Consider the following 12,061-nt stretch of genomic DNA (forward strand, 5'->3'; position numbering starts at 1 on the left):
ATAAAAGCGATTGAATTTCAACGCCTTGCTCCAATCCCTTGCCTGCGACTATTTTGGCGCACAATTGGAATAGGACTAGTATGACTCGCCTCAACACATTTCCGTTGAGCTACAAGGTCAAGGGCAAGCGCATCATCATCGTCGGTGGCACCGACGAGGCCCTGAACAAAGTCCGGTTGATCGCTAAGACTACTGCTTCGATAGAGATATATACGCGACAGGTTGAGACGGATTTTTCCGGCTACGATCTGACCATTTTCGAGCGGCCGCTGGCCGTCGGTGATATCGATGGCGCTGCCATGGTGTTCGTGGCTGACGAGGGCCCGGATGGCGCGTTGGCCGCCGCTGAGGCGCGCCGGCTGAACATTCCGCTCAATGTGGTGGACGTCCCTGACCAGTGCGATTTCTATACCCCCTCCATCGTTGATCGGGCGCCGCTGAGCGTCGCCATTTCGAGCGAAGGCGATGCGCCGGTTTTGGCGCGGCTGGTGCGCGCGCAGATCGAGGCGCTGCTCTCGCCCGGTATCGGGAAAATCGCCGGTCTGGCCGGTGGTTTACGCCAGAAGGTTGAGAGCCTGATTCATGATGGCGCCGCCCGGCGTCGCTACTACGAGGATTTGGTGACTTCGCCTGCCATCGAGAGCGCTTTGGCGCAGGGGCATGGCGAGGCTGAGGCAATCAAGCTGCTTGAGAGCCACGTTGCGACGGGTTCTGGCGCCGGCGTCGTCTGGCTGATCGGGGCAGGGCCGGGTTCGGCTGATCTGCTGACCCTCCGGGCGCAGCGCTATCTGCAGCAGGCGGATGTGGTGGTCTATGACCAACTCGTGCCGGCCGAAGTGGTGCAGATGGGGCGGCGCGATGCCGAGCAAATCTCGGTCGGTAAATCCAAGGGCAACCATAGTTTCACCCAAAGCCAGATCAATGCGTTGATCGTGCGGCTCGCGGGCGAGGGCAAGCGCGTGGCGCGGCTCAAGTCGGGCGACCCAATGGTGTTCGGGCGAGCCGGCGAGGAAATCGCGGCGCTGCGTGACGCTGGGATTGGCTTCGAAATCGTGCCGGGCGTGACGTCGGCGCTCGCGGCTGCAGCCGATACAGCGACACCGGTGACGCTGCGGAAAGTGTCGACTGGCTTGGTCGTTGCGACGGCGCATGGGGCTGAGGATAGCGAATTGGCGCATTGGGCGGCTCTGTCGCTGACGGGGCTGACCCTCGCGCTTTATATGGGCAAATCGATCGCGGCGGAGACGGCGGCACGGCTGCTTGCGGCTGGTGCCGAGGCTGATCTGCCAATCGGCATCGTCGTCAATGCGGGACGGGCGAGCAGCCGGTCCTATTCGGGAAATCTGGGCGAATTGGCGCGCGGCGCGGTCGCATTCGAGGATGGCCCTGCCGTCATTCTCGTTGGCCGGGCCGTGGCGCATGGCGATTGGGTTGAGGCCGTCGCCGGAGAATTGGAAAGTTTCAAGGTAGCATGAGCAAGGAAATCCTTACGGGGAACGAATTGATCTCGGGTGCGACGGTTTACCTGTCGGCATCCGGCGATTGGGTGGAAGCGCTGAGCGCGGCGCGTCTTTTTGAGAAGGAAGACGCAGCCGAGCGCGATGGCGCTGTTGCGGCGACCAAGGCGACCGGTCGCGTGATCAGCCTTGAAATCGAAGAAGTCGATGTCGTCGATGGGCAGATCGTGCCCAAGCGGCTTCGCGAACGTATCCGGGCTGCGGGTCCCACCGCGCCATTGACGCTCCACGGGCAGGCTTACGACCGCCAACATTTGGGTGAGGACGGTCATGTATCGATATGACGAATTTGACGCCGCGTTCGTCGCGGGCCGCACGGCGCAGTTCGCCGATCAGGTGAAGCGCCGCATTTCGGGGGAACTGAGCGAGGATCAGTTCCGGCCGCTGCGGCTGATGAACGGTCTCTATCTGCAGCTCCACGCCTATATGCTGCGCGTCGCCGTGCCTTATGGCACGCTTTCGTCCAAGCAGATGCGCAAGCTCGCCCACATCGCGCGGGTCTACGACCGTGGCTATGGCCATTTCACCACGCGCCAGAACATCCAGTACAACTGGCCTAAGCTGAAGGACATTCCGGTCATTCTGGAAGAGCTGGCATCGGTGGAGATGCACGCGATCCAGACCTCGGGCAATTGCATCCGCAATGTCACGACGGACCAGTTTGCCGGCGCCGCTGCCGATGAGATCATCGATCCGCGGCCAGTCGCCGAAATCCTGCGCCAGTGGTCGAGCCTTCATCCCGAATTCTCGTATCTACCGCGGAAGTTCAAGATCGCCATAACCGGCGCACCGCAGGATCGCGCGGCCATCCGTTTCCACGACATCGGCCTGCAGGCGGCCGTGAACGGCGCCGGCGAGATCGGCTGGGAAGTGTGGGTTGGTGGTGGCCTCGGCCGTACGCCGATGATCGCCAAGCTGATCAACAGTTTTGTGCCCAATGAGCACCTGCTGGCTTATCTCGAATCCATCATGCGCGTTTACAACCGCTATGGCCGCCGGGACAACAAGTACAAGGCGCGCATCAAGATCCTGGTGCACGAAGAGGGCCTTGAAACCATCAAGGGCCAGGTCGAGGCCGAATTCGCCGAAGTTCGCGGCGGTGTTCTCACTCTGCCGAGCGAGGAAGTCGATCGCATCAGCGCCTATTTCGCACTGCCGGCCTTTGCGCAGCAAAGCGTGACCAAGATCGATGTGGCATATGAGTCGGTCATTGATCCTGCCTATGGCCGTTGGCTAGACAACAACATCAATGCCCATGCCCAGCCGGGCTATGCATCGGTAACGATCTCGCTGAAGCCAGTGGGCGGGGCGCCAGGCGATGCGACGGATATGCAGATGGAGGTCGTCGCTGACCTCGCTGAACGGTATTCGTATGACGAGCTGCGCGTTACCCATGAACAGAACCTGGTTCTGCCGCATGTGGCGCTGGCCGATCTGCGGGCGGTGTATGATGCACTGGTGGCTGCCGAGCTGGCTGAGGGCAACAACAACCTCATCACCGATATGATCTGCTGCCCGGGCCTCGACTTCTGCGCCCTGGCCAATGCCCGCTCTATTCCGATTGCGCAGGAGATTTCCAAAAAGTTCGCCGAGCCGGCGCGTCAGAAGGAAATCGGTGAGCTCAAGATTAAAATTTCAGGCTGCATCAACGCCTGTGGGCACCATCATGTGGGGCACATCGGCATTCTCGGCGTCGAGAAGAAGGGCGGCGAGCTCTATCAGATCACGCTGGGCGGTGACGCCACAGAGCATGCTTCGGTGGGCAAGATCATCGGGCCGGGTTTCGAGGCCGAGAACGTGCCGGGCGCTATCGAAAAGTTGGTCGATTTTTACATCGCCCAGCGCACGAGCGAATACGAAACTTTCATTGCAGCCTATCGGCGTCTTGGGGAAGCGCCGTTCAAGGAGGCCCTCTATGGGACTGCCTAAACTCGCGCCCGCTAAGGCGGCGCATGACAAGCTGAAGTCGCTGGGCATTCTGGCGCTCAATGGCATGTTTGACGAAATGGATGCGGTCGGCGTCTTGCGCTACGCCGTGTCCGATGTGCTTCCCGGCGATCTTGCTATCGTCTCGTCCTTCGGGGCGGACTCGGCGGTGCTGCTGCATATGGTGGCGCAGGTCGATCCATCGATGCCGGTCTATTTCCTCGAGACCGGCAAGCATTTTGCCGAGACGCTCGATTATGTCGAAACGCTGAAGAAGCAATTCGGCTTGATCAATGTGCGCGCGATCCATCCGGACCCGAAGGATGTAGCGCGGTTCGATCCCAATGGCGACCTTTGGGAGACCGATCCGGATTCCTGCTGCCATATCCGCAAAACCGAGCCGCTTGAGCCGATCACCGAGCAATATGGTGGCTGGGTTACGGGGCGGAAGCGCTATCAGACCAAGGAACGCGGCGTGCTGCCGCATTTTGAATTGACCAGCGATGATCGCATCAAAGTCAATCCGCTGGCCTATTTCTCCGATATCGACGTCATCGAATACCGCCAGAAGCATAACTTGCCCGAGCATCCGCTCTATGCCAAAGGCTACAAGTCCATTGGCTGCGCGCCTTGCACCTCGGTGGTTGCCGAGGGTGAAGATCCGCGCGCCGGACGGTGGCGCGGCCTCAATAAGAAGGAATGCGGCATCCATTATGATTTCAGTGGAGCGATCGCCAATCCGATGACTGCTGCAGCCCGCCATACGCTCTGGAAAGACGGCGCGTTCATCGCCGACCCGTTCAAGGACTGGGTGGAGGGCACTGCGCCATCCGAAGCGCGCTATACCCACGTCCCGTTGCCGGAGTTTCTGGCGAACCGTGCCGAGTATCTTGCAAACCAGCATCCGCTGGGGCTGCTGGTGTCGCCCGGTGAGAAGATCGAGGATGTTGTCGATGAGTTGTCGCGCTTCGCTTCGGTCGCGATAAAATTCCCAGCCTTCTCGGATGGGCGCGGCTATTCGACGGCGCGCCTTCTGGTTGAGCGGTTCAAATATGCGGGCGAAATCAGGGCTGTAGGCGATGTTCTGCAGGATCAGATTCCGCATATGCGCCGCTGTGGGTTCAATGCGCTGGTGGTCACCCACGAGCCGACCCGCGAAGCGCTGATCGAGAACCGCCTGCCGGAGATGGCGCTGTTTTATCAGCCGGTGGGCGTCACCGAAGTACCGGTCGGTACTCGGCCCTTCCTTCGTCGCGTTTCCTAGGATAAGTGGAGCGCGTCGATCAGGTAATCCCTGGGGTTACTTCCAACACCGCGTCATCCCCGCGAAAGCGGGGATCCCTCTCGTCGCGCAGGGAGATTCCCGCTTTTGCGGGAATGACGCCGAGCAAAATTGCGGACCCGGCGTCCGCCAAGGCAGAGACAAATGAGCACTGAGATCACCACCGACGTTGTCGTTATCGGCGCTGGGCCTTGCGGCCTGTTTGCGGCTTTTGAACTCGGGCTCTTGGATATCAAATGCCATTTTATCGACATTCTCGACCGCCCAGGCGGCCAGTGCGCCGAGCTGTATCCGGAAAAGCCGATCTACGACATTCCGGCTTTCCCGATGATCACGGGCCAGCAGCTCACCGATAATCTGATGGCGCAGATCGCGCCGTTTTCGCCCGAATTCCACTATTCGCGCATGGTCAATTCCATCGAGAAGCTGGAAGATGGCTCGTTCAAGCTGCAGACCGATGCCGATGAAACCTTCTTCACTAAGGTTGTGGTGATCGCGGCGGGTGGCGGCTCGTTCCAGCCCAAGCGCCCGCCGGTGCCTGAGATCGAGCTTTATGAAAACAAGTCGGTCTTCTATGCGGTGCGCAAAATCGAGGATTTCCGCGGACAGGACGTTGTCATCGTCGGCGGCGGCGACTCGGCACTCGACTGGACGCTCAACCTGCAGCCGATCGTGCGCACACTGACGTTGGTGCACCGTCGCGATGCTTTCAAGGCGGCGCCGGCTTCGGTCAACAAGATGAAGGAGCTGGTGGGCGAGGGGAAGGTCAACTTCCAGCTCGGCCAGATCGCCAAGCTCGATGGCGAGAACGGCCAGATCAACCATGTGCATCTGACGACCGAAGCGGGCGATCTGTCGATCCCGGCGACGCGCCTGCTGCCCTTCTTTGGCCTCACCATGAAGCTCGGTCCTGTGGCCGACTGGGGGCTTGAGCTCAACGACAACACGATCGTCGTCGATACCGAGAAGTTCCAGACGTCGGTCCCCGGCATTTTTGCGATCGGCGACATCAATTCTTATCCAGGCAAGCTCAAGCTGATCCTTTCTGGCTTCCACGAGGCCGCATTGATGGCGCAGGCTGCGAAGTCGATCATTTCGCCGGGCGAGCGCGTGGTGTTTCAGTACACGACCAGCTCGACCAAGCTGCAGAAGAAGCTAGGTGTGGCTTAGGCCCACCGAAAATGCGATTGTCCCCCGGCCTTGAGCCGGGGGCCATCCCGAGATCTCAAGATGGATCCCGGCTCAAGGCAGGGATGACAGCCGATGGTTTGAGGTGCACTTTGCCCAAACCAATGTCCTACTTGCCTTCCCGCCCCATACAACGCTAAGCACGCCCCGCTGTTGAGGAGCGCCCGATGAAGATTTCCGTTACCGACCAGGCAGGCGAAGTGCACGAGCTCGAAGGGCTCGAGGGCTGGCGCGTGATGGAGGTCATTCGCGATTGGGGTCTTAACATCAAGGCCGAGTGCGGCGGTGCGCTGAGCTGCGCCACATGCCATGTCTATGTCGATGATGATTGGCTCGGTGCGGTCGGTGCGCCGAGCGACGAGGAAGAGGATATGCTCGACAGCGTCGGCGATGTGAAATTGAACTCGCGCCTATCATGCCAGATCCTCTGCTCGGACGATCTCGATGGGCTGAAACTGACGCTGGCGCCGAGCGCTGCCAAAGACGCCTAGAGCGCGTTGATGTCGACGGGCTCGAAGCGGAGCGAAGTCGCTTCGCATTCGTGCCATTCCATTTCGGCGCCGGCCTGATCTTCCTTGCCATAGCACCAGTCGCGCTCATTGAGCGCGGTGCCATAGACCGAGCGGGCCGCGCAATTGGCCCAGGTCTTTACGTCATTGCCGCTATTGCCGCGGCAAATGGCGTTTGCATCCTCATAAAGCTCGATGAGTTCCGGCGTCGTTTCCGACGGATCGGGAAACTGTTTGTCTCCCTGTGCATGGGCGGCGGGGACAATGGCAAGGGTAAGAGCGAAGACGGCGAGGGCTTTCATGGGCAAACTCCGCGTTGGCAGAGAATGCTCGGCGAACATTGCGGCAGGACTGGGCCTGCTGGGCTCAGATTGTCGTTGCATTAAGAGACATCAGGCATATTGGAGGAAATACTAGCAATCATAATAACATAGGTTATTCAAGTGGGTGTTTCTTGTCAGGGTTGCCGCGGCGGAGAGGAGTTTCCTGTCGCCTTTACTATGGCGTTCCAGCCGATCGTCGATGTCAGCACCCAGACCGTATGGGGCTATGAAGCTCTCGTGCGCGGCATGGACGGGCAAGGCGCTGCGAGTGTGCTGTCTGCCGTAACCGACGCAAACCGCTATGTTTTCGATCAGGCTTGCCGTGTGAAAGCCATCGAATTGGCGGGGCACAACCTGCCAATGGCGTCGGACGCGAGGCTCTCGATCAACTTCATGCCCAATGCGGTTTACGAACCCCGAGCCTGCATCCGAGCGACGCTCGGCGCTGCGGCCCGTGCGCAGTTCGACCCCAAGCGGTTGATGTTCGAATTCACTGAGAACGAGCGCATGCCCAATGTAGACCATGTCGCCAATATCGTTGCCGAATATAAGCGCATGGGCTTCATGACCGCGCTCGACGATTTCGGCGCTGGTTATGCCGGCCTCGGGCTGCTGGCAAAATTCCAGCCAGACCTCATCAAGATCGACATGGAATTGCTCCGCGATGTCGATACATCAGTGGCGCGCCAGGCGATCATTGCCGGTATCGTCGGGATCAGCCGGCAGCTCGATATCAAGGTTTTGGCCGAAGGCGTCGAAAGCGAAGCGGAGCTGATGACGCTACGTGCTGCAGGGATCGCTCTGTTCCAGGGCTATTACTTCGCCAAGCCGCGCGTCGAGACCTTTGAAGAGCCAGCGATGCTGCTAGCCGCTTGAGTTGCGGCCGGCATCACCCGTCACCTTGACCAGTTCGGGAATGAAATCCCGAACCATGGGCTGGGGTGAGGTTTCGAACGGCATGGGGCGGACGACGCGCATGGCGGCAATGCCGACGCGCACAGTCATCAAGCCATTGACGACGCCTTCACCGAGCCGCGCGGAGAGCTTTGCCGCCAGCCCTTGGCCGACGAGTTGCTCGACGATCCCGTCGGTGAGGACGAGGCCGCCAGTGACAGCGAGGTGCGCCAGGATGGCGCCGGTCAGCCGCCAAAAGCCGAAAAAGCCGGGGCGGGCGCCGTATAGCGCTGCGATCGCGCCCGCAAGGCGCACGCTTTCATAGATGACGAAGGCGACATCGATCAGGGCGCGGGGCGAAACGGCGGTTACCAAAGCCACGCGGCGGGCCGACGCGGCCGTCAGGATTTTGGCGCGGGCGTCGAGCGAGGCCATGAGATTGCGTTCGGCGAGGGCGATGATTTCGCCGCCATCGAAGAGATGGGGCAGGTTGGTCTTCACCGCCTCGCGGCCGCGGGCCATGTCGGGCCGATCCGCATAGATGGCTTCGAGCTGGTTGACGACATGCTGCGCCGCCTTCTGATCGTCGTCGATGCGGGCGCGAGCAGCATCGGCCTTGAGCGCATCAAGCACCCGCAGGCGCCGCAGGGCAAAGACCTCGCGGGCAACCAAAGCAAGGACCGCGACGATGAAGGCGCCGAGGACACCCAGGCCGACATAGCCGAGCAAGGGTTGGGCAGCGAAGAGATCGCGGATCAGGCGGTCAGCCGCAAGCGCTAGGCCTGCCGAGATCAATATCCCGCCTGTGGTCCAGGCGAGCTTGCCGATCCAGCCCATGCGGCGCGGCGGCGGGCCGACGAGGACTGCGTCGGTTTCCGGCTCGTCAAAACTCGTCTCCACCAATTCGGCAGAGGCTGGCGCAAAGGCGCGTGGGACGCGGATGGCGGCTTCGGCATCGTCGGCGGTGCCGGTAGGGCGAGCTATGGGACGCTTCATGCCATCCAGTCTCCGATGAGATAATCGAGTGCGCGGTCAAAGCGGATGTGCGGCAAAACGGTTTCGCCAGAGCCATTCACCTCGCGCTTCTGCGGCGGGGTGAAGCGCAGGAAGTTAAGCGCGACCGGATTGCCGTCTTCAAATAGAGAATCCGGTCTTTTCGGCAAGTCGCCGGGAAACAATGCTATTTCGGTTTTGCCATCATAGGTGATGCCGTCGAGTTCTTCCCCCGCTTGCGGCGTGCCGATCAAGGTTGGCAGCGTCTCCCCACCTTCGCGAATCGTGCCTTCGCTGGTCGACCGAATGGCGGCAATGGCGATGGATTTGGTGGAGGCGCCGGCAAAGCGGGCACGCTTGGCGGCGTTCGACACCAGCCGATTGAGAATTGCTTCGAGGCGATCATGGCTTGTGTGGTGGACGTGGTCGGCCTTGGTCGCGGCAAAGAGGATGCGATCGATGCGGCGGCTGAACGGGCGCAAGAGCGGATTGGCTTCGCCCTGACGGAAGCAGGAGAGCACCGAGGTCAGCGCGGTTTCGAGATCGGCAACAGCAGCCGGCCCGGTATTGAGCGCGCGCAGCGTATCGACGAGCACCACCTGGCGATCGAGCCGAGCAAAATGGTCGCGGAAGAACGGACGGACCACCTGGGCCTTGTAGGCCTCGTAGCGGTTTTCCAGCATGGCATAGAGGCTGGCATTGCGGATCGGCTGGCTCGGACGCGGCAGCGGCGCAAAGGTCAGCGCTGGCGAGCCTTCGAGATCGCCCGGTAACAGGAACCGGCCGGGCGGCAGGGTCGAGAGCGCGCCATGCTCGCGGCTGCGGCGGAGATAGGTGGTGAAGGCGCCGGCCAGTCGTTCGGCGTCCGGGTCGGTGGCGTCGCGGAGGGCGTCGGTATTGTCGAGCTCAAAGAGGAACCGCCCCGCCTCGTCCGCATGGCCGGGCTGGCGCGCTCGGGCTAGGGCCTCTTCGCTCCATTCGGCAAAGCTCTTGCCTAGGAGCGGCAGGTCGAGCAGCCACTCGCCGGGATAGTCGACGATATCGAGATTGAGTGTCGCGGGACCGCGCATTCCGCTCCACCATTTGGCCGACTGGTATTTCAAAACAATGCGGAGCTGGGAAATGCGTCGCGTACTTTCCGGCCACGTGGCGGGTTTGCCGGTCAGTGCGGCGAGGTGCTGCTCATAGGCAAAGCGCGGAATGGTCGCATCGGGATATTCGGCAAGCTTGGCGCCGATGAAGCGACCTTCTGCCAGCGGCGCGAAGCCGGGCAAGCGGCCTTGGGTTAGCAGATTGTGGATGAGGGAGGTGATGAAGATGGTCTTGCCGGCGCGGCTGAGGCCGGTGACGCCCAAACGAAGCGTCGGCGTCAGGATACCCGTCGCGGTATCGGTGAGATTGGCGAGGGCGATGCCGAGTTCGTCGGTCAGGTTGGTCGGCGGCTGGGGCAAGTTCGGTCCTCTTTAGCACCAAGATAGGCGGCGGGGCGGCGCGATCAAGGGAGCGCGCCCTGACCCAAAGAATAACGGCGGGCACCCGGCCCGCCGTTCCATCACTGACCGATCTCGCCGAGATCGTATGGTGTCGTCTGATAAATCTCGTTGATCCAGTTCTGGAACAGGAGATGGGCGTGGCTGCGCCAGCGGTTTTCCGGTTCGGCCGAGGTGTCGCCATTGGGGAACAGATTTTCCGGCGGCGTCGTTTCAAGTCCCGCTTTCACATCGCGCTCGTATTCGTCGGCGAGCGAGCGGTTGTCATATTCCAGGTGATTGAGGAAATAGACCGCGCGGCCGCTTTTATCGCCCAACATGCAAAGGCCAATATCGCTATCGACCAGCACATCAAGATCGTCGCCGACGCTTGCGCGGTCGATGTCGTTGTAACGCGACACCGGGATCATCGGGCTATCAGACATGCCGCGGAGATAAGGCGAGCGGGTGTTGACGATCCGGTGGCGGAAGACGCCAAAGGCCTTTTCCTCCATGCGATTGCGCTTCACACCATGGAAGTGGTGCAGCGCGGCCTGAGCGCCCCAGCAGATATACATGGTCCGGTGCACATTGGTGCGTGTCCAGGCCATGATCTCCAGCATCTCGTTCCAGTAGCGAACGTCCTCGAACGGGATGTGGGCGATGGGCGCGCCGGTGACGATGAAGCCGTCGAACTTACGTTCCTTCACCTCTTCCCAGGTCTGGTAGAAGGTTTTGAGGTAATCTTCCGAGGTGTGCTTGGACTGATGCTCGGTGATGCGCACGAGCGAGAGATTGACCTGGAGCGGCGTCGCGCCGATGAGGCGGGAGAACTGCGTCTCGGTGCGCTCCTTGTTCGGCATCAGGTTGAGAAGGCCGATTTCGAGCGGGCGGATATCCTGCCGCGAGGCGCGGCTGGTATCCATGACGTTGACGCCCTCGTCCTCGAGGATTTTGCGGGCGGGTAGATTATCGGGAATACGAATAGGCATGTGAGCCTCAGCAATGGGGCAGAAAAAAGCGGCGTGTCGTCAGTTGCGCGTCCCCGTGGGGCACGCGCTAACGCATTCGCTTTTCGATGGCCGAGGCGATGAGATCGACGAATTCGTCGCCGTCGCGCACCAGCGCCAGATCCGAGGCTTCGACAGTGTAGCCGAAATTGTCGGCCAGCGCCTGATAGCGGGGCAGGCGATTATGCAGCAGCGCCTCGAAACCCCAGGCGCCAAACTGGGCGGGGTCGACGTCGTCGTCTTCGAGAATGCCGTGCATATGCTTGAACTCGGCCCATTTTTCCACGAGGAAGGCCGGCCGGTAATACATGGGCTTTGGGCTCTGCTTGAACCTTTGCACCAGTTGGGCCGCGTCCTTGTCCGTGCCCCTTATATAGAGCAGCAGCGAATTGTCTGCGAGGGTGCGGACGACAGGATCTTCGGCATTGTCGTGGTCGATGACCTCGATCAGCGAGCCGCCGGTATCGGCGATGAAATCATCATAGCCATAGAGCGTCTTGGCGCGATCGATGAAGTGGCGAACGTCCAATAGGGCAGAAATTTCCGCCACCCGGTGCTGCTCCTGCCGGCGCTGATATTCGGCGAGCGGCAGGCCACCCTTTTGCGGATTGCCGGGCGTGCCGAGATAGGTCGAGAGCGGATCGAGATTGTCGAAGGTGATGTTGGACGAGATATAGATCGAGTCCGACCGCAGAAGCTCAGCCAAGAACGGCACCTTCATGGCTTCGGCCTTGAAGTTGTCGACGATGTACTCGCCCATATGGCGCGTGCCAATGCGATAATCGACCGAATAGTGGAACCAGCGGTTTTTCCGCAAGAGGTTGGAAAGCCGGGTTTTTCCAACGCCAGCCATGCCGAAAACCGTTACGGCGCGGCGCGGCGAATTGATGAACTGATCAGGCGTTTCAAACAGCATTGGTCGGCAATTTCCCGGTCGGACGATCCAGGCC

Annotated in this window: 12 protein-coding genes; 7 read left to right on the forward strand and 5 right to left on the reverse strand. The window is 60.8% G+C overall.

Annotation, left to right across the window (positions count from 1 at the left end; all coding sequences use genetic code 11):
• The first annotated feature begins 80 nt into the window (after positions 1-80).
• From cysG to ASG47_RS16805, 6 genes are all read left to right on the forward strand, one after another.
• Entirely contained in the window at positions 81-1,475 is a 1,395-nt protein-coding gene (gene cysG / locus ASG47_RS16780; protein ID WP_061911144.1) for a siroheme synthase CysG, read from the forward strand.
• The gene (locus tag ASG47_RS16785) at positions 1,472-1,801 is read left to right on the forward strand and encodes a DUF2849 domain-containing protein (RefSeq protein ID WP_061911145.1); all 330 of its coding nucleotides are present in this window, start codon (positions 1,472-1,474) and stop codon (positions 1,799-1,801) included. Before cysG ends, ASG47_RS16785 begins: the two co-directional genes overlap by 4 nt.
• Complete coding sequence (locus ASG47_RS16790; protein WP_061911147.1) at positions 1,788-3,446, forward strand: nitrite/sulfite reductase; 1,659 nt, start codon at positions 1,788-1,790, stop codon at positions 3,444-3,446. Before ASG47_RS16785 ends, ASG47_RS16790 begins: the two co-directional genes overlap by 14 nt.
• Positions 3,433-4,707: a phosphoadenylyl-sulfate reductase gene (locus ASG47_RS20445; protein WP_082511807.1), complete on the forward strand. Its 1,275-nt coding sequence runs from the start codon at positions 3,433-3,435 to the stop codon at positions 4,705-4,707. Before ASG47_RS16790 ends, ASG47_RS20445 begins: the two co-directional genes overlap by 14 nt.
• Before the next feature lie 162 nt (positions 4,708-4,869).
• Entirely contained in the window at positions 4,870-5,895 is a 1,026-nt protein-coding gene (locus tag ASG47_RS16800) for an NAD(P)/FAD-dependent oxidoreductase (RefSeq protein ID WP_061911149.1), read from the forward strand.
• Positions 5,896-6,080: 185 nt separating this feature from the next.
• Positions 6,081-6,404 (forward strand): 2Fe-2S iron-sulfur cluster-binding protein, encoded by a 324-nt coding sequence (locus tag ASG47_RS16805; protein WP_061911151.1) that lies wholly within the window; start codon positions 6,081-6,083, stop codon positions 6,402-6,404.
• Here the strand turns inward: ASG47_RS16805 and ASG47_RS16810 are convergent.
• Positions 6,401-6,724, reverse strand: a complete 324-nt coding sequence (locus ASG47_RS16810) for a hypothetical protein (protein WP_061911153.1) — start codon at positions 6,722-6,724, stop codon at positions 6,401-6,403. The two genes, ASG47_RS16805 and ASG47_RS16810, sit on opposite strands and share 4 nt — an antisense overlap.
• 198 nt (positions 6,725-6,922) lie before the next feature.
• Between ASG47_RS16810 and ASG47_RS16815 the strand changes: the two genes are divergently transcribed.
• Complete coding sequence (locus tag ASG47_RS16815; protein ID WP_061911155.1) at positions 6,923-7,621, forward strand: EAL domain-containing protein; 699 nt, start codon at positions 6,923-6,925, stop codon at positions 7,619-7,621.
• On the opposite strand, the gene ASG47_RS16820 is transcribed toward ASG47_RS16815, so the two are convergent.
• From ASG47_RS16820 to ASG47_RS16835, 4 genes are all read right to left on the reverse strand, one after another.
• The gene (locus ASG47_RS16820) at positions 7,610-8,635 is read right to left on the reverse strand and encodes a YcjF family protein (protein WP_061911157.1); all 1,026 of its coding nucleotides are present in this window, start codon (positions 8,633-8,635) and stop codon (positions 7,610-7,612) included. The genes ASG47_RS16815 and ASG47_RS16820 overlap by 12 nt on opposite strands.
• Entirely contained in the window at positions 8,632-10,083 is a 1,452-nt protein-coding gene (locus ASG47_RS16825; RefSeq protein WP_061911159.1) for a YcjX family protein, read from the reverse strand. The genes ASG47_RS16820 and ASG47_RS16825 overlap by 4 nt, the downstream gene beginning before the upstream one ends.
• Positions 10,084-10,184: 101 nt before the next feature.
• Positions 10,185-11,093: a homoserine O-succinyltransferase gene (locus ASG47_RS16830; protein ID WP_061911161.1), complete on the reverse strand. Its 909-nt coding sequence runs from the start codon at positions 11,091-11,093 to the stop codon at positions 10,185-10,187.
• Positions 11,094-11,160: 67 nt separating this feature from the next.
• On the reverse strand, positions 11,161-12,027 hold the full coding sequence (locus tag ASG47_RS16835; protein ID WP_061911163.1) for a hypothetical protein: 867 nt from the start codon (positions 12,025-12,027) through the stop codon (positions 11,161-11,163).
• Between the last annotated feature and the right edge of the window lie 34 nt (positions 12,028-12,061).

The sequence above is a fragment of the Devosia sp. Leaf420 genome (assembly GCF_001425445.1).
Lineage (GTDB): Bacteria > Pseudomonadota > Alphaproteobacteria > Rhizobiales > Devosiaceae > Devosia.